Origin of the sequence: Pseudomonas sp. SWRI179, assembly GCF_014268705.1 — a bacterium.
Classification (GTDB): Bacteria; Pseudomonadota; Gammaproteobacteria; order Pseudomonadales; family Pseudomonadaceae; genus Aquipseudomonas; species Aquipseudomonas zanjanensis.
In genome coordinates this window covers 20,896-43,816 of record NZ_JABWRA010000053.1, presented here as the reverse complement: position 1 = coordinate 43,816, position 22,921 = coordinate 20,896, and the positions used below count along the sequence as shown (strand labels likewise).

General features: G+C 60.7%; 18 protein-coding genes. 11 read left to right on the top strand and 7 right to left on the bottom strand.

Features of this window, described 5'->3' with window-relative positions; translation table 11 throughout:
- The first annotated feature begins 315 nt into the window (after positions 1-315).
- The 6 genes from hrpA to HU767_RS23975 all read left to right on the top strand — a co-directional run bounded on the left by hrpA (position 316) and on the right by HU767_RS23975 (position 9,593).
- Positions 316-4,227 carry an ATP-dependent RNA helicase HrpA gene (gene hrpA, locus HU767_RS24000; RefSeq protein WP_186730636.1) on the top strand — a complete coding sequence of 1,304 codons (3,912 nt, stop codon included), beginning with the start codon at positions 316-318 and terminating at the stop codon, positions 4,225-4,227.
- Positions 4,228-4,564: 337 nt separating this feature from the next.
- Positions 4,565-5,686 (top strand): beta-ketoacyl-ACP synthase III, encoded by a 1,122-nt coding sequence (locus HU767_RS23995; RefSeq protein WP_186730635.1) that lies wholly within the window; start codon positions 4,565-4,567, stop codon positions 5,684-5,686.
- A gap of 196 nt (positions 5,687-5,882) precedes the next feature.
- Complete coding sequence (locus tag HU767_RS23990) at positions 5,883-6,494, top strand: RNA polymerase sigma factor (protein WP_186730634.1); 612 nt, start codon at positions 5,883-5,885, stop codon at positions 6,492-6,494.
- Positions 6,488-6,724, top strand: coding sequence for a zf-HC2 domain-containing protein (locus HU767_RS23985; RefSeq protein WP_186704593.1), 237 nt, complete (start codon positions 6,488-6,490; stop codon positions 6,722-6,724). Before HU767_RS23990 ends, HU767_RS23985 begins: the two co-directional genes overlap by 7 nt.
- Before the next feature lie 293 nt (positions 6,725-7,017).
- Positions 7,018-8,328: a porin gene (locus tag HU767_RS23980; protein WP_186730633.1), complete on the top strand. Its 1,311-nt coding sequence runs from the start codon at positions 7,018-7,020 to the stop codon at positions 8,326-8,328.
- 140 nt (positions 8,329-8,468) lie between these two features.
- A complete protein-coding gene (locus HU767_RS23975; RefSeq protein WP_186730632.1) occupies positions 8,469-9,593 on the top strand; it encodes a GNAT family N-acetyltransferase in 1,125 nt (374 codons plus the stop codon).
- A 16-nt stretch (positions 9,594-9,609) separates the two neighbouring features.
- Here HU767_RS23975 and aqpZ read toward each other — a convergent pair whose 3' ends face one another.
- The 5 genes from aqpZ to HU767_RS23950 form a co-directional block, all read right to left on the bottom strand.
- A complete protein-coding gene (gene aqpZ, locus HU767_RS23970) occupies positions 9,610-10,299 on the bottom strand; it encodes an aquaporin Z (RefSeq protein ID WP_186704595.1) in 690 nt (229 codons plus the stop codon).
- Positions 10,300-10,700: 401 nt separating this feature from the next.
- On the bottom strand, positions 10,701-12,533 hold the full coding sequence (locus HU767_RS23965; RefSeq protein WP_186704596.1) for an ABC transporter ATP-binding protein: 1,833 nt from the start codon (positions 12,531-12,533) through the stop codon (positions 10,701-10,703).
- A gap of 84 nt (positions 12,534-12,617) precedes the next feature.
- Positions 12,618-13,181, bottom strand: coding sequence for a peptidylprolyl isomerase (locus HU767_RS23960; RefSeq protein WP_186730631.1), 564 nt, complete (start codon positions 13,179-13,181; stop codon positions 12,618-12,620).
- 4 nt (positions 13,182-13,185) lie between these two features.
- Entirely contained in the window at positions 13,186-13,989 is an 804-nt protein-coding gene (locus tag HU767_RS23955; RefSeq protein WP_186730630.1) for an alpha/beta hydrolase, read from the bottom strand.
- Positions 13,990-14,003: 14 nt separating this feature from the next.
- Positions 14,004-14,927: a LysR family transcriptional regulator gene (locus tag HU767_RS23950; RefSeq protein ID WP_053120154.1), complete on the bottom strand. Its 924-nt coding sequence runs from the start codon at positions 14,925-14,927 to the stop codon at positions 14,004-14,006.
- A 50-nt stretch (positions 14,928-14,977) separates the two neighbouring features.
- Between HU767_RS23950 and HU767_RS23945 the strand changes: the two genes are divergently transcribed.
- The 4 genes from HU767_RS23945 to HU767_RS23930 all read left to right on the top strand — a co-directional run bounded on the left by HU767_RS23945 (position 14,978) and on the right by HU767_RS23930 (position 19,215).
- On the top strand, positions 14,978-15,292 hold the full coding sequence (locus tag HU767_RS23945) for a 3-phosphoglycerate kinase (protein WP_122566132.1): 315 nt from the start codon (positions 14,978-14,980) through the stop codon (positions 15,290-15,292).
- Positions 15,293-15,442: 150 nt separating this feature from the next.
- On the top strand, positions 15,443-16,042 hold the full coding sequence (locus HU767_RS23940) for an FMN-dependent NADH-azoreductase (RefSeq protein ID WP_186730629.1): 600 nt from the start codon (positions 15,443-15,445) through the stop codon (positions 16,040-16,042).
- Between the two features lie 296 nt (positions 16,043-16,338).
- Complete coding sequence (locus tag HU767_RS23935; protein WP_186730628.1) at positions 16,339-18,207, top strand: ATP-binding protein; 1,869 nt, start codon at positions 16,339-16,341, stop codon at positions 18,205-18,207.
- 141 nt (positions 18,208-18,348) lie between these two features.
- Positions 18,349-19,215, top strand: coding sequence for a carboxylate/amino acid/amine transporter (locus HU767_RS23930; RefSeq protein ID WP_186730627.1), 867 nt, complete (start codon positions 18,349-18,351; stop codon positions 19,213-19,215).
- Positions 19,216-19,331: 116 nt separating this feature from the next.
- Here HU767_RS23930 and HU767_RS23925 read toward each other — a convergent pair whose 3' ends face one another.
- The gene (locus HU767_RS23925) at positions 19,332-20,630 is read right to left on the bottom strand and encodes a mechanosensitive ion channel family protein (protein ID WP_186704601.1); all 1,299 of its coding nucleotides are present in this window, start codon (positions 20,628-20,630) and stop codon (positions 19,332-19,334) included.
- A 193-nt stretch (positions 20,631-20,823) separates the two neighbouring features.
- Between HU767_RS23925 and HU767_RS23920 the strand changes: the two genes are divergently transcribed.
- Complete coding sequence (locus HU767_RS23920) at positions 20,824-22,170, top strand: DEAD/DEAH box helicase (RefSeq protein ID WP_186704602.1); 1,347 nt, start codon at positions 20,824-20,826, stop codon at positions 22,168-22,170.
- Positions 22,171-22,407: 237 nt separating this feature from the next.
- Here the strand turns inward: HU767_RS23920 and HU767_RS23915 are convergent, their stop codons facing one another.
- A complete protein-coding gene (locus HU767_RS23915; protein ID WP_186730626.1) occupies positions 22,408-22,683 on the bottom strand; it encodes a hypothetical protein in 276 nt (91 codons plus the stop codon).
- Between the last annotated feature and the right edge of the window lie 238 nt (positions 22,684-22,921).

Genomic DNA, 22,921 nt, shown 5'->3' with positions numbered 1-22,921 from the left:
TGTTCTGTGTTCTGTGTTCTGTGGTTTGTGTGGTTTGTGTGGTTTGTGTGGCTTTTGTGGCTTTTGTGGCGAGGGAGCTTGCTCCCGCTGGACTGCGCAGCAGGCCCCTGCGTTCTGTCCGTCACATCGCGGTGCCGAATACTGCTGGGGGCTGCTTCGCACCCCAGCGGGAGCAAGCTCCCTCGCCACAAAAGCCCAGCCTTGGCACAAACCCTCCTGTGGGAGGGTGGTGGGGCCGCTTCTGGTGCTCGGCGCAATAGCCGCAAATCTGCGACAATCGCCCCCTTGCTCAAACCGACGACCCTTGCGTACCTGATGACTGACCAAGCCCCCGCTATCGACAAACTGCTGAAAAACCTCGACCACGCCATGCTCGCCGACCGTCACCGGTTGCGGCGGCAGTTGCTCGAGCTGCGCAAGAAGCCCGACGAGGCCAAGCTGGCCCAGTGGGTGGCGCGGATGCAGGCGTCGTGCGATCAGGTGCTGGCGCGCAAGGCGAGCCTGCCGGTGATCCGTTATGACGATAATTTGCCGATTGCCGCCAAGCGCGACGAAATCAAGCAAGCGCTGCTCAAGCACCAGGTGCTGATCATCGCCGGCGAGACCGGCTCGGGCAAAACCACGCAATTGCCGAAGATCTGCCTGGAAATCGGTCGTGGCCAGCATGGCTTGATCGGCCACACCCAGCCGCGCCGCATCGCCGCCCGCAGTGTCGCAAGCCGCGTGGCCGAGGAACTGGCCACGCCGTTGGGGGCGCTGGTGGGTTATCAGGTCCGCTTCGAAGACCAGAGCGACGCCAACACCCTGATCAAGCTGATGACCGACGGCATCCTGCTGGCCGAAATCCAGAATGATCGCTACCTCGAACGCTACGACACAATCATCGTCGACGAAGCCCACGAACGCAGCCTGAACATCGACTTCCTGCTCGGCTACCTCAAGACCTTGCTGCCGCGCCGTCCGGACCTGAAAGTCATCATCACGTCGGCGACCATCGACCTGGAACGCTTTTCCAAGCACTTCGATGACGCGCCGATCGTCGAAGTCTCGGGTCGTACCTTCCCGGTGGAAACCTGGTATCGCCCGCTGACCCTGGAGCAGGACGAAGAGGGCAACCGGGTCGAGGACGACTTGACCGTCGACCAGGCGATCCTCGCCACCGTCGACGAAATCGCCGCCTACGAGCGCAGCGAGCGCCGCAGCCCTGGGGATGTGTTGGTGTTCCTGCCGGGCGAGCGGGAGATTCGCGACGCGGCCGAAATGCTGCGCAAGGCCCAGCTCAAGCACACCGAGATTCTGCCGTTGTATGCGCGATTGTCGCCGGCCGAACAGCAGCGGATTTTCCAGTCCCACCCGGGCCGTCGAGTGGTGTTGGCGACCAACGTCGCCGAAACCTCGCTCACTGTGCCGGGCATCCGCTACGTGATCGACAGCGGTACCGCACGCATCAGTCGCTACAGCTATCGGGCCAAGGTCCAGCGCCTGCCCATCGAGGCCATTTCCCAGGCCAGCGCCAACCAGCGCAAGGGTCGCTGCGGGCGGGTCGAGCCAGGGATTTGCGTGCGCCTGTACAGCGAAGAAGATTTTCTTGGACGGCCGGAATTCACCGATCCCGAAATCCTGCGCACCAACCTGGCGGCGGTGATCCTGCAGATGCTGCACCTGCGCCTCGGCGAGATCACCGATTTCCCGTTCATCGAGCCGCCGGATGGCAAGGCCATCAGCGACGGTTTCAACCTGCTGCAAGAACTCTCGGCGGTGGACCGCAACAGCCAGTTGACACCGCTGGGTCGGCAGTTGGCGCGCCTGCCGGTGGACCCGCGCATGGGCCGCATGCTGCTGGAAGCGGCGAAGCTGGGCAGCCTCCAGGAAGTGCTGATCGTCGCCAGCGCCATGTCGATCCAGGACCCGCGCGAGCGTCCGCCGGAACGGCAGCAAGCGGCCGACCAGGCCCATGCCCAATGGAAGGATGCCGACTCGGACTTCGCTGGGCTGGTCAACCTGTGGCGCGGTTTCGAAGAGCAGCGCCAGGCCCTGACCGCCAGCCCGCTGCGCAACTGGTGCCGCAAGAACTTCCTCAACTACCTGCGCCTGCGCGAGTGGCGCGATTCCCATCGCCAGTTGAGCTTGATCTGCCGCGATATGCAGTTGAGCCTCAACAAAGACCCGGCCGACTACCCGAAACTGCACAAGGCGGTGCTGTCGGGGTTGTTGAGCCAGATCGGCCAGAAAACCGAGGACGGTGATTACCTCGGCGCCCGCCAACGGCGGTTCTGGGTCCACCCCTCGTCGGGCCTGGGCAAGAAGCGTCCGCAGTGGCTGATGACCGCCGAGCTGGTGGAAACCACCAAGTTGTACGCGCGCATGGTGGCGAAGATCGAGCCGGACTGGATCGAGCCGCTGGCCGGGCACCTGATCAAGAAAAACCACTTCGAACCCCATTGGGAGAAGAAGCGCGGGCAAGTGGTGGCTTATGAGCAGATCACGCTGTTCGGGCTCATCGTCGTCGGTCGCCGACCGGTGCACTACGGACCGGTGGACCCGGTGGTGTCCCGTGAGCTGTTCATCCGCGAAGCGCTGGTGCGCGGGGAAATCCAGTCCAAGGCCAAGTGCCTGGGGGCCAATACGCGCTTGCTGGAGCAGCTCGACGAGCTGGAAGCCAAGGCCCGTCGCCGCGACATCCTGGCCGACGAAGAAACCCTGTTTGCGTTCTACGACGCCCGTTTGCCGGCCGAGATTCACCAGACCGCAACGTTCGACAGTTGGTACCGGATCAACAGCCAGAAAGACCCGCAATTGCTGATCATGCGCGAGGAAGACGTGCTGGCCCGCGAGGCCAGCGAAGTCACCGCCACGCAGTACCCCGACACCTTGCGCGTCGGTGACCTGACCTTGCCGCTGAGCTATCACTTCGAACCCAACCATCCCCGTGACGGCGTGACGCTGCGGGTTCCGGCGCCATTGCTGCCGATGCTGCCGCCGGAGCGCTTGGAATGGCTGGTTCCGGGGATGATCGAGGCCAAGTGCATCGCCCTGGTGCGCAACCTGCCCAAGGCCTTGCGCAAGAACTTCGTGCCGGTGCCGGATTTCGTCAAGGCGGCGTTGCAGCGCATCACCTTCGCCGAGGGTTCGTTGCCGCAGGCCTTGGGCCGTGAGCTGCTGCGCATGACCGGGGCGCGGGTCAGCGACGAAGCCTGGGCCGAAGCGGCCCAGCAGGTCGAAAGCCACCTGCGCATGAACCTGGAAATCGTCGACGGCCAGGGCAAGTTCCTCGGCGAGGGCCGCGACCTGGCCGAGCTGACGGCACGCTTTGCCGAAGCCAGCCAGGCGGCCTTGGCCGTGCCGCAAACGGCGAAAAGCCAGGCGCCGGTGGAGGCGAAGGTCTTCGCGCCAGTGGCGGAGAAAACCCAACAGAAGATCGCCGGGCTGTCGATGACGGTGTACCCGGCGTTGGTGGAAGAGGGCGGCGTGGTCAAGGAAGGGCGTTTCCCGACGCCGGCCGAAGCCGAATTCCAGCATCGCCGCGCCTTGCAGCGCTTGCTCATGCAGCAACTGGCCGAATCGGCCAAGTTCCTGCGTGGCAAGTTGCCGGGCCTGACGGAGCTGGGTTTGCTGTACCGCGACTTGGGCCGCATCGATGGCTTGGTGGAAGACATCCTGCTCGCCAGCCTCGACAGCTGCGTGCTCGAAGGTGAAGCGAGCCTACCCCGTGACGGCGCCGCCCTGGCCGGCCTGGCCGAGCGCAAGCGCGGCGGCTGGACCGAGCACGCCGAACGCCTGGCGAAGCTGACCCTGGACATCCTCAAGCTCTGGCACGGCCTGCAAAAGCGCTTCAAGGGCAAGATCGACCTGGCCCAGGCCGTGGCGCTGAACGACATCAAGCAGCAACTCAGTCACCTGGTGTACCCGGGCTTCGTGCGGGAAACCCCGCATCAGTGGCTCAAGGAACTGCCGCGCTACCTCAAGGCCATCGAACAACGCTTCGAGAAACTCGGCAGCCAAGTGCAGAAGGACCGGGTCTGGAGCGGCGAACTGTCGAACCTCTGGGCCCAATACCAGGCCCGCGCCAGCAAACACGCCCAGGAAGGCAAGCGCGACCCGCAACTGGAACTGTACCGCTGGTGGCTGGAGGAATACCGGGTGTCGTTGTTCGCGCAGCAGTTGGGCACCAAGGTGCCGATTTCCGATAAGCGCCTGGGCAAGCAATGGGGGCAGGTGGAGGGTTGATCAGATAAGTTGGACACCACACATACCCCCTGTGGGAGCGGGCTTGCTCGCGAAGGCGGTGGATCAGCTTGCATTTATAGTGAATGTACAACCGCTTTCGCGAGCAAGCCCGCTCCCACAGGTTTTTTGTCGTAAGTAAGGGAGAATGGGCCAAACCCCAGCGTTTATGGCAAACTTGGCGCCTATAAATGCCGGTTCCGTGGTTTTGAGCTTCAATGCCACGGGCGGATCGGAATAAAGCGATGCCAGGGCTGCTTCCCCGGATGGGAAAAGTCCCTTTGCGTGTTGGTACGTCGGTGCCAATACTTTCTGCCTGAACAGATCAGAGACACGACCCATGCATAACGTCGTCATCAGCGGCACCGGCCTGTACACCCCGGCCAACAGCATCTCCAACGAAGAGCTGGTGCAATCTTTCAATACCTATGTCGCCCAATTCAACGCTGATAACGTCGCTGCCATCGAGCGTGGTGAAGTCGAGGCCTTGACCGAATCCAACGCCGCGTTCATCGAAAAGGCTTCCGGCATCAAGAGCCGCTTTGTCATGGACAAGGACGGTATTCTCGATCCGCAACGCATGACCCCACGCCTGCCCGAGCGCTCCAACGATGAGTGGTCGGTGCTCTGCGAAATGGCCGTCGGCGCCGCCAAACAGGCCCTGGAGCGCGCCGGCCGTACGGCCGCCGACATCGACGGGGTGATCGTCGCTTGCTCCAACCTGCAGCGTGCGTACCCGGCCATCGCCATCGAAGTCCAGGAAGCCCTGGGCATCGAAGGGTTCGGTTTCGACATGAACGTGGCCTGTTCCTCGGCAACCTTCGGCATCCAGGCCGCGGCCAACAGCGTGCAACTGGGCCAGGCCCGGGCGATCTTGATGGTCAACCCGGAAGTGTGCACCGGCCACCTGAACTTCCGTGACCGCGACAGCCACTTCATCTTCGGCGACGCGGCCACTGCCGTGATCATCGAACGCGCCGACCTGGCGACCTCGCCGTACCAGTTCGACGTGGTCAGTACCAAGCTGCTGACCAAGTTCTCCAACAACATTCGCAACAACTTCGGCTTCCTCAACCGCACCGCGGAAGAGGGCATGGGCAGTCGCGACAAACTGTTCGTCCAGGAAGGCCGCAAGGTGTTCCGCGATGTCTGTCCGATGGTGGCCGAACTGATCGGTGCCCACCTGGACGAGAACCAGTTGAGCGTTGGCGACGTGAAACGTTTCTGGCTGCACCAGGCCAACCTGAGCATGAACCATCTGATCGTGCGCAAACTGCTGGGGCGCGAAGCCACCGAAGCAGAAGCCCCGGTGATCCTCGACCGCTACGCCAACACCAGTTCGGCCGGTTCGGTGATTGCATTCCACACCTACCAGGACGACCTGCCCAGCGGTTCGGTCGCTGTCCTCAGTTCGTTTGGCGCCGGTTATTCGATTGGCAGCGTGATTTTGCGTAAGCATTGATCTGGTCTGGTCCAGATTTTTGGGCATGGGCGCTTGCTGTGGGGGGAGCTTTTGTGGCGAGGGAGCTTGCTCCCGCTGGGCCGGTCCGACGCTTCGGGCGAAGCGGCCCCAAGATTTTGCGGTTGCTGCGCAACCGAGCGGGAGCAAGCTCCCTCGCCACAGAAGCATCGCAGTCTTGCAGATCTTGGGATGTTGAATGACAGTCACCGACGACACCCTCCTGCTCCAACGCCTCCTGGCCGGTGAGCAGCAGGCCTACAAGGAACTGGTCAGCGCCTACCAGAGCCCGATGCGCGCCGTGGCCTATGCCATCGTCGGCAGCCGCCATGCCGACGAAGTGGTACAGGACGCGTGGCTGTCGGTGGTGCGCAATCTCAATGGTTTCCAGGGACGTTCCAGCCTCAAGACCTGGCTGCTGACCATCACGGCCAACGCCGCCAAGGGACGTTACAAACAGAACCGGCGGGAAGTGTTGCTCGACGACCTTCCGGCGCCCCACGGCACCCTTGGCGATGAGCGTTTCGCCGCTGACGGGCACTGGCTGCTGGCGCCGTTCGCCTGGCACCAGGACACGCCCGAAGCGCTGCTCACCGAGGGTGAATTACGTGATTGCCTGGAACACACCTTGTCCAGCCTGTCGGAACTGCAAGGCAGCGTACTGACCCTGCGGGAACAACAGGGCCTGGAGTTGGACGAAATCTGTAATCTTTTGGACATTTCGCTCTCCAATGTACGCGTGCTGTTGCATCGCGCCCGATTGAAGGTCTTCGCGACTGTTGAACATTTCGAGGAAACCGGCGAATGCTGACCTGCAAGGAACAAGTGGCCCGCTCCAGCGACTACCTCGACGGACAACTGAGCTTTCGTGAACGCCTGCTGGTGCGTCATCACCTGATGTTCTGCCCCAATTGCCGACGGTTCATCCGCCAGATGCGCCTGATGCAGGCGACCCTCAAAAAACTGCCGCAGCCACCGATTCCCGACCTGGATCACCTCGCCGAGAAACTCGCCGCCGAACGCCGTAAAAACAGCCGCTGAACCCCTCGATACACCCACCGACCCTTTGTGGGAGCGAGCCTGCTCGCGATAGCGGCGGATCAGCCAGCATTGATGTTAATTGACCCACCGCTATCGCGAGCAGGCTCGCTCCCACAGGGTCTCCATAGCGGTACTGGTTATTCCCATTCGAAGTAAAAAGTTCCGCTGTCATAAAATCTTTATGTGATAGCAACTCGCCTGACACAACCGGCCGCCAAGATCCCCTCCCAACACCAGCGGGCCCAGTTCCGCGTGTTTTCTAACGCATAGACTACCAACAGGGGAATTCTTCGATGATCCGTAAGCACTTCGCAGGTGTTGCCGCCAGCGCACTGGCAATGGCAGTAACCGCCCAGGCTTTCGCCGGCACCGTCACCACCGACGGCGCCGATATCGTGGTCAAAACCAAGGGCGGCCTTGAGGTCGCTACCACTGACAAAGAGTTCAGCTTCAAGCTCGGCGGTCGTTTGCAGGCTGACTACAGCCAGTTCGACGGTATCTACACCGACAATGGCGACAAGGCCGATGCGGCTTACATCCGTCGTGGCTTCCTGGAGCTGTCGGGTGTGCTGTACACGGATTGGGCCTACACCATCAACTACGATTTCGCCCACAACAGTGGCGACTCCGACAACGGCTACTTTGACGAAGCGTCCCTGGCCTATAACGGTTTCAAGCCCGTTTCGATCAAAGTCGGTCGCTTCGACCCCGACTTCGGCCTGGAAAAAGCCACCAGCTCCAAGTGGGTAACCGCGCCTGAGCGTAACGCCGCCTACGACCTGATCGACTGGGCCAACGGCCATCAGAACGGCCTGGGCATCCAGGCTTCCAGCACCTTCGCCGATTCGTTCTACGCCTCGGCCGGTGTATTCAGCAAAGACACCGACGACACCGACGGCAACAGCATCAAGCAAGCCAACGGTCGCTTCGTGTTCGCCCCGATGCACGAAGCCGGCAACGTGCTGCACTTCGGTTTGAACGTGGCCTCCCGCGACGTTTCGGACACCTCATTCGACGCGCGTTACCGCTCCCGCTTGGGCATGCGTGGCGTTGAAACCCTGGGCGGCAACGATGCCGGTCCTAACGGTAACCGTCCGGTCCTGGGCGGCGCCAACAACTCGCCGGCCGGTTCCTACGACACCGACACCGCCTTCGGCCTGGAAGCCGCTTTCGCCATGGGCCCAGCGTCGATCCAAGGTGAATACATCTCCCGCAAGACCAAGGCTGACAGCGACGCCTTCGAAGACCTCAAAGGCCACGGCTTCTACGTCCAGGGTGCCTACACCATCACCGGTGAATCCCGTGGCTATAAAGTCGGCAAGTTCGACGCCATCAAGCCTCAGAACAAATCCATCGGCGCCTGGGAAGTGTTCTACCGCTTCGACAGCATGACCGTCGAAGACGACAACATCACCACTGCCTCGGCAACCCGTGAAGTCGGCGATGCCGAAGCCAAGGTGCACAACCTGGGCGTGAACTGGTACGCCAACGAAGCGGTGAAAATCACCGGCGCCTACGTCAAGGCCAAGACCGACAAAGTCACCAACGCCAATGGCGATGACGATGGCGACGGTTTTGTTGTCCGTGCCCAGTACGTGTTCTAAAACGTTTTGATTTGATACACCGCTGCACTTTCATCCGTTAATGCTCCTTTCGACCCCGCCCCTGGCGGGGTTTTTTTATGTGCGCCCGGTCAGGATCGGCGATACTCGTTCCATCCATCGTTTGGCTCTCGAGGAACCGCATGCCGCTTCACGTCTTGGACAGCCTGTCCGCCATCGCGCCTCTGGAGTGGGACGCGTTGGTGCCCGTCAACCAGCCTTTCCTGAGTCATGCCTTCCTGAGCGCGCTGGAAGACAGCGCCAGCCTGGGCCCGCAATCCGGTTGGCAAGCCGAGCATTTGCTGCACATTGAAGACGGTCGTCTGCTGGCGGCCTTGCCCAGTTACCGCAAGTGGCATTCCTACGGTGAATACGTGTTCGACCACGGCTGGGCCGACGCTTGCGCCCGCGCCGGCATCGACTATTACCCCAAGCTGCTGACAGCGGTGCCGTTCAGCCCGGTCAGTGGGCCGCGATTATTGGCGGCGCGGGTGGAGGACGGCCTGGTGCTGCTGGGCAGCCTGCCGGGTTATCTGGAAATCGAAGGGCTTTCCAGCGCCCACATCAACTTCACCGATGCCTTCACCGACGCGGCGCTCGCCGGGCAAGAAGGCTGGCTGCAGCGGATTGGCTGCCAATATCACTGGCAAAACCGCGGTTATCGGGACTTCCAGGATTTTCTCGATGCCCTCAGTTCCCGCAAGCGCAAGCAGATGCGCAAGGAGCGCGAGCAGGTGGCGGGGCAGGGGATCGAGTTCGAGTGGCTGGAAGGCGGTCAACTGGACGAGGCGCAGTGGGATTTTGTCTACGCCTGTTATGCCAATACCTACGCGATACGACGGCAGGCGCCTTACTTGACCCGGACATTCTTCAGCTTGCTGGCCGAGCGCATGCCCGAGGCCATTCGCGTGGTATTGGCCAAGCAAGGTTCACGGCCGGTGGCGATGGCGTTCAGCCTGGTGGGCGGTGACAGTTTCTACGGGCGGTACTGGGGCTGCCTGGCGGAGTTCGATCGCCTGCATTTCGAGACCTGTTTCTATCAGGGTATGGACTACGCGATTGCCCACGGTTTGCAGCGCTTTGACGCCGGTGCCCAGGGTGAGCACAAATTGATTCGCGGGTTCGAGCCGGTGATTACTCGCTCGTGGCATTACCTGCGCCACCCGGGCTTGAAGGCGGCAGTGGCGGACTTCCTCATGAGGGAGCAGGAGGGCGTGCTGGCGTATGCCGAAGAAGCGAAAACAGCACTGCCTTATCGGCAGTGCTGATTTTTGCGGGAATGACTCAGCGGCTTTCCTGACCCAGCCAGCGGTACGAGACACCACCGATGATGGCGCCCAGCAGCGGTGCCACCCAGAACAGCCACAATTGCTCGATGGCCCAGCCGCCGACAAGCAGCGCCGGACCCGTGCTGCGGGCCGGGTTGACGGATGTGTTGGTGACCGGGATCGAGATCAGGTGAATGAGCGTCAGGGCCAGGCCGATGGCAATCGGTGCCAGTCCGGACGGCGCGCGTTTATCGGTGGCGCCGAGGATGATCAGGATGAACATCGCCGTCATTGCCAGTTCGGTGACGAAACCGGCCGCCATCGAATACCCACCGGGCGAATGCTCGCCGTAACCGTTCGAGGCCAGGCCGGACGCCGCCAGGTCAAAACCTTCCTTGCCGCTGGCGATGAAGTAGATCAACGCGGCGGCCAGCACCCCGCCGATAACTTGGGCGATGATGTAGGCAGGCAGTTCCTTGGCTGGAAAACGACCCCCCACGTACAAGCCCAACGAAACGGCCGGGTTCAAATGGCAACCCGAGATATGACCGATGGCGAACGCCATGGTCAATACCGTCAAGCCGAAGGCCAGGGCCACCCCCAGCACGCCAATCCCGGAGGCGGCCAATACCGCGCTGCCGCAGCCGCCCAGCACCAGCCAGAACGTACCCAACAACTCAGTCGTTGAACGTTTGAGTAAAGACATAAGTTTCCTTGATAAAACAGTCGTGATATTCGGTTGTGCATCCCAGCAGCATTACGACAGGTTCATCTCCAGAACCTGGGCTGAGTACAGCAGGGTTTATCGACAAATCCAGCGGCATGAAAAAACCGCCAGAGTCAGGGACTGTGGCGGTTTTGGCCGTGGTCGGCGGGGAGTATGGGGTGGCTGCGTGGGCTAAATGGATCCTGGACAGAATTTTTCAGTATTGCGGACTCAAACCAGACCCTGTGGCGAGGGAGCTTGCTCCCGCTGGGCTGCGCAGCAGCCCCAATAAGGCTGGGTGTCCAACGTATTTATTGTGTTGGAACTCAGATTTTGGGGGCGCTTCGCGCCCCAGCGGGAGCAAGCTCCCTCGCCACGGGGTCAGTGGTGTCTGGCAGAGATCAGTCGATCCCCACGAATCCACCCGTCTGATGCTGCCACAGTCGCGCATACAACCCGCCATGGGCCAGCAACTCGGCATGGCTGCCGGTCTCGGCGATGCGGCCATTTTCCAGCACCACCAAGCGGTCCATCCGGGCGATGGTGGAGAGGCGGTGGGCGATGGCGATCACGGTCTTGCCTTGCATCAGGGTTTCAAGGCTTTCCTGGATCGCGGCCTCGACTTCCGAGTCCAGCGCTGACGTCGCTTCGTCCATGATCAGGATCGGCGCGTCCTTGAGCAGCACCCGTGCGATAGCGATGCGCTGGCGCTGGCCACCGGACAGTTTCACACCGCGCTCACCCACATGGGCGTCGAAGCCGGTGCGGCCTTCGGCGTCCGACAGCAACGGGATGAACTCATCGGCCCGGGCCTTGTGCACGGCTTCCCAGAGTTGCGCATCGGTGGCGTCGGGCTTGCCGTAGAGCAGGTTGTCGCGAATCGAACGATGCAGCAGCGACGTGTCCTGGGTGATCATGCCGATGCGCTCGCGCAGGCTTTCCTGGCCGACTTCGGCGATATTCTGGCCATCGATGAGGATGCGCCCGCCCTGTACGTCGTAGAGGCGCAGCAGCAGGTTGACCAAGGTGGATTTACCCGCGCCGGACGGGCCGATCAGGCCGATTTTCTCGCCGGGCTTGATCACCAGGTTCAGGTCGCCGATGACCCCGCTTTTCTTGCCATAGTGGAAATCCACATGCTCGAAACGCACCTCGCCCTGGGCCACCGCCAGCGGCTTGGCCTCGTCGCGGTCGGTGACGCTGACGGGCTGGGAGATGGTCTGCAAACCGTCCTGGACCATGCCGATATTTTCGAAGATGCCGGTGACCACCCACATGATCCAGCCGGACATGTTAACGATGCGAATCACCAGGCCCGTGGCCAGGGCAATGGCGCCTACGCTGATCAGCGACTGGGTCCACAGCCACAGGGCCAGGGCCGTGGTACCCACGATCAGCAGCCCGTTCATGGTGGTGATGACCACGTCCATGCTGGTCACCACGCGGCCGGCCAGTTGGGCTTTTTCAGTCTGCTCCTCAATGGCTTCGCGGGCGTATTGCTGTTCGAAATTGGTGTGGGCGAACAGCTTCAGGGTGGTGATGTTGGTGTAGCCATCGACGATCCGTCCCATGAGCTTGGAGCGGGCATCGGAGGACACCACGGAGCGTTCCTTGACCCGTGGCACGAAGTAATAAAGTGCACCGATGTACGAGGCGATCCACATCAGCAGCGGAATCATCAGGCGCCAGTCGGCTTCGGCGAACAGAACCAGTGAGCTGATGGCGTAGATCAGCACGTGCCACAGCGCGTCCACGGCCTGCACCGCCGAGTCGCGCAGGGAGTTGCCGGTCTGCATGATGCGCTGGGCGATGCGTCCGGCGAAATCGTTCTGGAAGAAGTTCAGGCTCTGCTTGAGCACGTAGCTGTGGTTCTGCCAGCGGATCAGGCTGGTCATGCTGGGACTCAAGGTCTGGTGCACCAGCAAATCATGCAGGGCCACGAAGATAGGCCGAAAAACCAGGGCCACAACAGCCATCCACGCCAGTTCGAGGCCGTGGAGCTTGAAGAAATCCGCGCTGGGCGTTGCCTGGGTCAGGTCGATGATGCGGCTCAGGTAGCTGAACAGCGCCACCTCGATCAGCGCACCGATCAGGCCCACCACCAGCAACGCGGCGAAGCTTGGCCAGACCTGTTTCAGGTAATACGTGTAGAAGGGCAGGACGCGGTCCGGCGGGGCCGAGGTAGGGGCGTCGCGAAAGATGTCGATCAGTTTCTCAAAACGGCGGTAAACCATGGGTACATAGCCCGGGCAGGGCTCTCCTTATATTGCTGTGAGCGGCGCGGGGTCGCCAGCACCGCTCAGGCTTGCCCTGTGTGTTCAGTCGATGCGCTTGGCTGACTTGATGATCACAGGGTCGATCGGCACGTTTTGCATGCCTTGCTTGGTGGTGGTCTGGGAGTTGACGATGATGTCCACCACGTCCATGCCCTTGACCACCTTGGCGAACACCGCGTAGCCAGCGTCACGGCCCGGGTCGAGGAAGGCGTTGTCGGCCACGTTGATGAAGAACTGGCTGGTGGCTGAGTCCGGGTTGGAGGTGCGGGCCATCGACAAGGTGCCGCGAACGTTGTGCAGGCCGTTGCTGGCTTCGTTCTTGATCGGCGCCTTGGTGTCTTTCTGCTGCATCTGCTGGGTGAAGCCGCCGCCCTGGGCCATGAAGCCCGGGATCACGCGGTGGAAAATCGTGTTGGTGTAGAAGCCGCTGTCCACGTACTCAAGGAAATTCTTGGTACTGATGGGGGCCTTGACCGGGTCCAGTTCGATTTCGATCTGGCCGTTGGTGGTGTCCAGCAATACATGCGGTGCCTTGGCGGGTGTCGCGGCCATCAGGTTGGCGGCGAACAGTACGGTGCCGGCGGCGAGGACGATTTTTTTCAGCATGGGGTCAGTGATCCTGAGTGGTGGTATCGGTTGCGGTCAAAAAGTCGAGCAGGGTTTGGTTGAAGCGTTCGGGTTGATCCAGCGGGGTAGCGTGCCGTGAATCGGCGATGACCACCAGCCGTGCGTTGGGCAGATGCTTTACATAGGCTTCTTTCAGCGCCACCGGGGTGTAGTCATGGTCGGCGCAGATGACGAGGGTTGGACAGGTAACCTGTGAAAGTCGTTCCTGAACGCCCCAGCCTACGATCGCATCGAAGCTGGCGAGATAAGCATGTTTGTCGTTCTTTGCCCAGCGCCGGGCCATTTCCAGGCGTAACTCGTTTTGTTCAGGTTTGGGGAACAGCTTGGCACCGAGGGCCTTGCCGATGGTCTCCAGGCTGAGCAGGCGCATCAGGCTCCAGCGCTTGAACCATTGCCAGCAATCTTCCGGCGTGCGGACTTTGACTTCCGGCGCGCTGTTGACGATGCACAGGCTCTTGACCCGTTCGGGTTCATCCACCGCCAGTTGGAAACAGATCATGCCGCCCATGGACCAGCCCACCAGATGCACCGGCCCAACGGCGAGGTGTTCGATCAGGGCGCTCAGGTCGGCGCTGAAACCGGCGATGCTGAAGCGCTCGCGGGGTTTGTCGGAACGGCCGTGGCCGCGCACATCCATCACGATCAGGCGGTAGTGGGCGGACAGAACCGGGATTTGCTTTTCCCAGTCCTGGGTGCTGGAACCCAGCCCGTGGACCAGCACCACGGGCGCGCCGTGGCCGTATTCCTCGTAGTGCAGGTTGCAACCTTCGTGCTCGAAATAGGCCATCGGCGAGGTCCTTGTCAGGCTTGTTCAGGGGCGGCGAATGGGGCATCCAGCGGCGCGGTGTCGAAGGTGCGCAGCAGTTCGATCAGGATTTGCGTGGCCGGGCCCAGGGGTTTTTCCTTGTTTGAAAAAAGATAGAAGGTCGAGTTGCGGCTGCCTCCCTGTTCCAAGGGTAGACGCTTGAGCACGCCTTCCTTGAGTTCCCGCTCGATCATGTGCCGGGGCAGCCAGGCGAAACCCAGGCCGCTGCCGACAAAACTCGCGGCGGTGGCCAGGCTGCCCACGGTCCAGCGTTGTTCGGCGCCGAGCCAGCCAACGTCCCGGGGTTGCTGGCGGCCGGAGTCGCGAATGACCACTTGCAACTGGCTTTCCAGGTCCTGGAAGTTAAGTTCCCGATTGAGACGGTGCAGGGCATGCTCGGGGTGGGCCACCGCGATGAATTCCACATCGCTCAATTCCGCCCCCAGGTAACCGGGAATGCTGAAACCGCTGATGGCCAGGTCGGCCACGCCTTCGAGCAGCACTTCTTCGACACCCGACAACACTTCTTCCCGCAGCCGCACTCGGCAACCGCGGCTTTGCGGCATGAACGCGGTCAAGGCGCGAACGAGGCGGGCGTTGGGATAGGCCGCGTCGACTACCAGGCGCACTTCCGCTTCCCAACCCTGCTCCATGTGGTGGGCCAGGTCTTCCAGTTGGCTGGCCTGTTTCACCAATTGCCGCGAACGGCGCAGCAGCACGCCGCCGGCTTCGGTCAGCACGGCCTTGCGTCCATCGATGCGCAGCAACGGCACGCCGAGTTGATCCTGCATGCGGGCCACGGTGTAGCTCACTGACGACTGGGAGCGATGCAGCACATCGGCGGCCTGGGCGAAACCGCCGTGGTCGACCACCGCCTGCAGGGTGCGCCATTGATCCAGGGTCACGCGGGGCGCTTTCATATCGAGCTCCTCTTGTCCTAAGCTGGCGGTCCCTTGGTGGAGACTGCCGAATGAAGAAAATCTGTTGTGTGGTGCTGGCCTTGCTGCCACTGACCGCGTTTGCCTACCCGATCGATGTGGAAAAACACCTCAACGGCCTGAGCATCGACTACACCGCCTATGACACCGATGCCGACATCGGTTCCATCCAGGTCAACAACTACGGCAGTACCGATGCGGCCTGCACCGTCGTGTTCCGCAACGGTCCCGAGGCACCGCGCACCCGCAAGATCGAAGTCGCCGCCGGCAAGTTCAAGAACGCCACGGCCAAGTTCAACCGCAACATCATCAAGCTGCGCATCAAGCTGACCTGTCAGCCGAAATAGGCCGGCGGCGGGGCAGTTGACATTGCTTGCTCCGCTTATAAACGAAAATATCGATGCATTACAGCAGTTATTTGCGCTTTTTCATCGATATGCTCACGTTTAACCTTCACTCCATCGACTGACAACATTCTCAGATGGAGCCTACAAGCCATGTCCCGCGTTCTGATCATCGAAAGCAGTGCCCGCCAGCAAGACTCGGTTTCCCGCCAACTGACCCAAACCTTCATCAGCCAGTGGAAAGCTGCGCACCCGGCCGACGAAATCAGCGTTCGTGACCTGGCCATCAACCCGGTGCCCCACCTGGATGCCAATCTGCTGGGCGGCTGGATGAAGCCGGCCGAGCAGCGCAACGACATTGAGAACGCCTCGCTGGAACGCTCCAGCCAACTGACCGATGAGCTGTTGGCCGCCGATGTACTGGTGATGGCAGCACCGATGTACAACTTCGCCATTCCCAGCACCCTGAAAGCCTGGCTCGACCACGTGCTGCGTGCCGGCGTGACGTTCAAATACACGCCCACCGGTCCCCAAGGCCTGCTGGCCGACAAGCGCGCCTTCGTGCTCACCGCCCGCGGCGGCATTCACGCCGGTGGCAGCACCGACCATCAGGAACCCTACCTGCGCCAGGTCATGGGCTTCATCGGGATCCACGACGTGACCTTCATCCATGCCGAGGGCATGAACCTGGGTGGCGACTTCCAGGAGAAAGGGTTGAATCAGGCCAACGCCAAACTGTCCCAGGTCGCCTGATCCGTTAATCCTCGGATAATCGCCAGGTGGTTTAGTGACCTGGCGCTTCCCTTCAAACCGTTTTGCGCATCGAACCTCCCTTTGCACTTATTGCTCCTGAGTGCATCAGCCCGATTGAACGCTTTAGCGAGATCGGGCTTTTTTTTGGGGAAATGGAAAAAACGGCCTTAAGATGGACGGTCTTTCAAGTCCTGAGCACTGGAAATGGTCAGGCCGTAGCGTCACCCGGATTGGGCAAATCTCTCGATGCCTGCTGTGGTAATTTAGGCGCGCAATTACAGTAGGGAGACTGTGATATGTTCAAGGTTAAACGGAAAACATGGGCCTTATTCCTGGCCTATCTCTTAGGGGCGAGTGGCTACATCTACTACCTCTATGTCGAGACGCAAAGCGTCCTTACTGACAATATCAACAATAAATTGCTGCATGCCGCGCTGGGCGCTTCGGCCATCCTCGGCGACCGTTACCATGACAATCTGGTCGATAAACGTTCCAAATCCCAGGCGCAAGACTGGGATACCATCGAGCGGCTCTCCAACTTCAACGAGTCCATGGGCACTGCTTTTGTCTATAGCGTGATCCAGCGAGGTGGAGAGGCTTATCTGGTCAGCTCCAGCGCATCGAAGGAAGAAATCCAAGCGGGGAATTTCGTGCGCTTTTTCGATCCGTATCCCGATGCCAGCCAAGCCTTACTCGACAGTTTCAAACGCACCGAGCCAACCTGGATCGATTACTCGGATCATTGGGGGGATTTTCGCGCGGTCTTTGTACCTCTGAAATCACAAGACGGTACGGTGTACGTTGTCGGGGCGGAAATTACCTTGGCGGAGTACTACCAACAACTCAGTCATGACTCCCTCTACCATATCATCCTGGCCATTTTGGTCTTTCTCGCTTTAATCCTTTTGCGCATGCGTACGCATGTCCAGCAACTGCGAGTCAATGAACAGGTATTGAATCAGGCAAAAAATGCCGCCGAAGAGGCGGATCGTTCTAAAACCCGGTTTCTGGCCACCATGAGCCATGAGATTCGCACCCCTATGTACGGCGTCATCGGCGCGACCGAGCTGCTGGCGAAGTCCGAACTGAATCCTGAGCAGCGCCGCCTGTTAAAAACGATTCATGGCAGTGGACGAACGCTGTTGTCGCTTATTGATAACATTCTCGATCTGGCAAAAATCGAAGCGGGCAAACTTGAGTTGAAGCCTTGTGTGTTCGATGTGAGAACACTGGTTTCATCCAGTCTTGAAATGATCCGACAAAATATCCAGGGTAAACCAATCGTCCTTGAGGCCAAGGTTTCTGCGGACGTGCCGCCCTTGATCAAAACCGATATCGAGTGCCTTCGCCAAATATTGATCAACTTGCTGGGCAACGCCGTCAAGTTTACCGAAAGCGGCGAGGTCTCGCTCACGGTCTCCACCATCGGCCACGGCCCCCAAGCCCGGCTCGACTTTTCCATCCGCGATACCGGCATTGGCATTCCCCTTGAGCGGCAGAACAGTCTGTTCAAGCCCTTTACCCAGTTTAAAGAGCCGGTCAGCCAAGGTTTTACCGGGAGTGGGCTGGGGCTTTCCATCTGCAAAACACTGATCGAGGCGCAGCAGGGGACCTTGTCCTTTACCAGCCAGCCTGGGGTTGGATCGACGTTTTGCTTCTCGCTTCCCCTAACGCTTTTTTCAGTCTCGGAAATACCCCTCGGAAACGATCGCGCCGCGGTGAGTTTCGACGCCTCTTTTGCCGAGGATTACCCGCTGGATATCCTGCTGGTGGAAAATCATCCCGTGAGCCAGAAAGTTGCCATGGCGATGCTACAAGAGTTGGGCTATGTACCCGACTTGGCATCCAACGGGCGGGAAGCGGTCGATCAGTGCAGGGTTTCGACGCCGGAAATCATTTTCATGGACATCAACATGCCCGTCATGGACGGACTGGAGGCCATCCATGGCATCCGTGAACTCCCGGGGGGCGATACCTGCTACATCGTGGCCTTCACCGCGAGCGCCTTTTCCAGCGAGATAGAACGTTTCAGGGCCGCGGGTGCCGACGACATCCTGACCAAGCCGGCGAACTTTCAGGCGTTGACCCGTGTGCTTCAACGTGCTGCCAACCATCGGCGCCAGCGCCAGGCCCATCCTTGGGTCGTGGATGAAACTCCAAGTTAGTGGAGGACCTGTGGGAGCGAGCTTGCTCGCGATGGCGATGGGTCAGAATATTGATGTTGACTGACACTCCGCAATCGCAAGCACGCTCGCTCCCGCCGTTCAAAACCGCTATCTTCGCCGCCATTCGAAACGAGGGGCGGTATGGGCTATCTACTGTTTGTGACTTTGATCCAGGCGTTTTCCTTCAGCCTGATCGGCGAGTACCTGGCTGGGCATGTGGACAGTTATTTCGCGGTGCTCGTGCGCGTGGTGCTGGCGGGACTGGTGTTCATTCCGTTGACCCGCTGGCGCCAGGTGGAGCCGTCATTCATGCGCGGCATGCTGTTGATCGGGGCCTTGCAGTTCGGCGTGACCTACGTCTGCCTGTACCTGAGCTTCCGGGTCTTGACCGTGCCGGAAGTGCTGCTTTTCACCATTCTCACGCCCCTGCACGTGACCTTGATCGAAGACGCGCTGAACCGCCGCTTCAATCCCTGGGCGCTGATCGCGGCGCTGGTGGCCGTGGCCGGTGCGGCGGTGATTCGTTATGACCGGATCAACCCGGATTTCTTCATGGGATTTTTGCTGCTGCAACTGGCCAACTTCACCTATGCCGCCGGGCAGGTGCTCTACAAACACCTGGTGGCCCGTCACCCGAGCGACCTGCCGCATTACCGGCGTTTCGGCTATTTCTATCTCGGTGCGCTGATGGTGGCGTTGCCGGCGTTCCTGCTGTTCGGCAAGCCAGACTTCTGGCCCGAAGCCCCGTTGCAATGGGGTGTGCTGGTGTTCCTCGGGCTGGTTTCCACCGCATTGGGGCTGTACTGGTGGAACAAGGGCGCGTGCCTGGTCAACGGCGGGACGCTGGCAGTGATGAACAACCTGCACGTGCCGGTGGGGCTGTTGGTGAACCTGCTGATCTGGAACCAGCATGAGGCGCTGGGGCGGTTGCTGCTGGGTGGGGCGGTGATATTGATGGCGGTGTGGATCAGTCGGTTGGGGGTACGCAAACCTCAGCCTTCACACTGAAAACCTTTGTGGGAGCGAGCCTGCTCGCGAAGGCGTCGTGTCAGTCGGTATATCAGTCGTCTGGCACTCCGCTTTCGCGAGCAGGCTCGCTCCCACAGGGGGATTTGTGGTGAGGGTCAAACCACCTGCTTCTGCGGCTCCGGCAGGTGACTCGCCCCCAGCACTGCCGGCAGCAGCCCCGAGCGCAGGTCCGTGCCGCTCGGCTGCTGGTACAGGTTCAATCCGAACTCCGGCATCACCGCCAGCAGGTAATCGAAAATGTCCCCCTGGATGCGCTCGTAGTCCGCCCACGCGGTGGTGCGGGTGAAGCAGTAGATTTCCAGCGGGATGCCCTGGGCGGTGGTCTGCATCTGCCGGACCATGCAGGTCATGTTCGGCTGGATCTCCGGGTGGCTTTTCAAATAGGCCAGGGCATAGGCGCGGAAGGTGCCGAGATTGGTCATCCGCCGGCGGTTGGCCGACATCGCCGCGACGTTGCCCTGGGCCTCGTTCCAGGCCTTGAGCTCGGCCTGCTTGCGGCTGATGTAGTCGGTCAGCAGGCGGACCTGGGTCAGGCGTTGTTCCTCCTCGTCATGCAGGAAACGCACGCCGCTCGCGTCGATGAACAGGCTGCGCTTGATCCGTCGCCCACCGGACTGCTGCATGCCGCGCCAGTTCTTGAATGACTCGGACATCAGGCGCCAGGTGGGGATCGAGACGATGGTCTTGTCGAAGTTCTGCACCTTGACCGTGTGCAACGTGATGTCCACCACATCACCGTCGGCGCCGACCTGGGGCATCTCGATCCAGTCGCCGACCCGCAGCATGTCGTTACTGGTCAACTGCACGCTGGCGACGAACGACAGCAGGGTGTCTTTGTAGACCAACAGGATCACCGCCGACATCGCACCCAGGCCCGACAGCAGCAACAGTGGCGAGCGGTCGATCAGCGTGGCGACGATGATGATCGCGCCAAACACATACAGCACCATCTTCGTCAGTTGCACGTAGCCTTTGATCGAGCGAGTACGCGCATGTTCGGTGCGTGCGTAGACGTCCAGCAGGGCGCTGAGCAGGGCACTGAGGCTTAGCACCATGAACAGGATGGTGAACGCCAGGGCCACATTACCCAGGAAAATCATGCTGGTCTTGCTCAGTTCCGGCACCAGGTGCAGGCCGGATTGAATGATCAGTGATGGCGTCATTTGCGCCAGGCGATGAAAGACCTTGTTCTGGCGCAGGTCGTTGACCCAATGCAAGGCCGGCTGGCGCCCAAGCAACTTGGCGGCGTGCAGGATCAGGTAGCGCGCCACGCGTCCGAGCACCAGGGCGATGACCAGCAGCAACATCAGGGCGAGGCTGGAATGCAGGAGCGGGTGCTGGTCAAGGGCACCCCAGAGGTCTTGAATGTTGACCCAGAGTTGTTTGATGTCCATGGACGAAACGATTCTTCTATAGAGACGCGACGGGGCGATTAGAGCATTTAAGCCCGCTCAAGTGACCGTTGATGCAATATCGGCTGATAAAAAAGCACTGATTTACCGCCGTTTGTATAAAGAAACTCGGCCTTCGCGCTCGAAACCGTTACCCTATGCAGCTGTTTTTTTGCATTTCTTCGAGGTAGCACCCGTGTTTTCCCAATTCGCCCTGCACGAACGCCTGCTCAAAGCCGTGGCCGAGCTTAAATTTGTCGAGCCAACGCCGGTGCAGGCAGCGGCTATTCCGCTCGCGCTCCAGGGGCGTGACCTGCGGGTAACGGCGCAAACCGGCAGCGGCAAGACCGCCGCGTTCGTGCTGCCGATCCTCAACCGCCTGATCGGCCCGGCCAAGATCCGCGTCAGCATCAAGACCCTGATCCTGCTGCCGACCCGTGAACTGGCCCAGCAGACCTTGAAGGAAGTGGAGCGCTTCTCGCAGTTCACCTTCATCAAGTCCGGCCTGATCACCGGCGGCGAAGACTTCAAGGTCCAGGCCGCCATGCTGCGCAAGGTGCCGGACATCCTGATCGGCACGCCGGGGCGGATGATCGAGCAGTTGAACGCCGGCAATCTCGACCTCAAGGAAGTCGAAGTGCTGGTGCTGGACGAAGCCGACCGCATGCTGGACATGGGTTTTTCCGAAGACGTGCAGCGCCTGGTGGACGAGTGCGTCAACCGCCAGCAGACCATGCTGTTCTCCGCCACCACCGGCGGTTCGGGCCTGCGCGAGATGATCGCCAAGGTGCTGAACAACCCCGAGCACTTGCAGCTCAACGCGGTCAGCCAACTGAACTCCACCACCCGGCAGCAGATCATCACCGCCGACCACAACCAGCACAAAGAGCAGATCGTCAACTGGTTGCTGGCCAACGAGACCTACGAAAAGGCCATCGTGTTCACCAACACCCGGGCCATGGCCGACCGCATCTACGGCCGGCTCGTTGCCCAGGATTACAAGGCGTTCGTGCTGCACGGCGAGAAGGACCAGAAGGACCGCAAGCTGGCCATCGACCGCCTCAAGCAGGGCGGCGTGAAGATCCTGGTCGCCACCGACGTCGCTGCCCGCGGCCTGGACGTGGATGGCCTGGACATGGTCATCAACTTCGACATGCCCCGCAGTGGCGATGAATACGTGCACCGCATCGGTCGTACCGGCCGCGCCGGCAACGACGGCCTGGCGATCTCGCTGATCTGCCACGGCGACTGGAACCTGATGTCGAGCATCGAGCGCTACCTCAAGCAGAGCTTCGAGCGCCGCACCATCAAGGAAGTCAAAGGTACTTACGGCGGACCGAAGAAGGTCAAGGCGTCGGGCAAGGCCGTTGGCGTGAAGAAGAAAAAGGTCGACGCCAAGGGCGACAAGAAAAAAGCCGGCGCCAAGGGGCCGACCAAACGCAAGACCGCCAATCGCCCTAAGTCCGACGCCCCGTCGCTGGTCAGCAAGGACGGCATGGCCCCGCTCAAGCGGCGCAAGCCAGAGGCGCCAGCGGCTGAGTGAAGCTGCGTTAGCGCTTGCTAAAAAAAACCGGACCTTGGGTCCGGTTTTTTTATGGGCGGTTACTCAGCCTTACGTACAACACAGGCTCTTGTGGCGAGGGAGCTTGCTCCCGCTGGGCTGCGCAGCAGCCCCAACAAAACGGTTTGATTCATGCGCGGATGCCAGCGTTTTGGGGCGCTTCGCACCCAGCGGGAGCAAGCTCCCTCGCCACAAAAGCTGGCCGTGCTCGCTCGGCGATCACTCCGCTTTCCTCTGCGCCTCTTCCAGCTCCTGCAGGCGCTTATCGATCAACTGGCACTTATCCGGCACCTCCTTGCTGGATGTTTCCAGATCCATAGCCTTCAACTCGTCATTCATCTCCTTGGCCTTGGACGGATCCTGTTCGGTGAGCTTGGCAACCTTATCCGCCAGTTGTTCACGCTTGATGGTCGCCTCCTCAGGTGTACAAGCGGCCCAGGCGGGCAGGGCGCAGGTGAGGGTGGCGGCGAGGGTGAGTTTGATGAGGGTTTTCATGGCAGGGCCTCATATTCCTTGTTGGGCAGGTAATGGGTTGAGGCTGGTATAGGCCGGAAAGTTCATCTTGAGCCGCCATCGCTTGAAGTCTTTTTCGGCGTTCTCCTAGCCGATATTAAACAGTCGGCTACCATGGAGGATGCACCTGCCGCACATCCGCCAGAAAAAGCCGGAGCTCGCCTGCAGTCGATGCCTTCCAACCCTATGCACTGTCCATGAATAACAACGGAGGAGACTC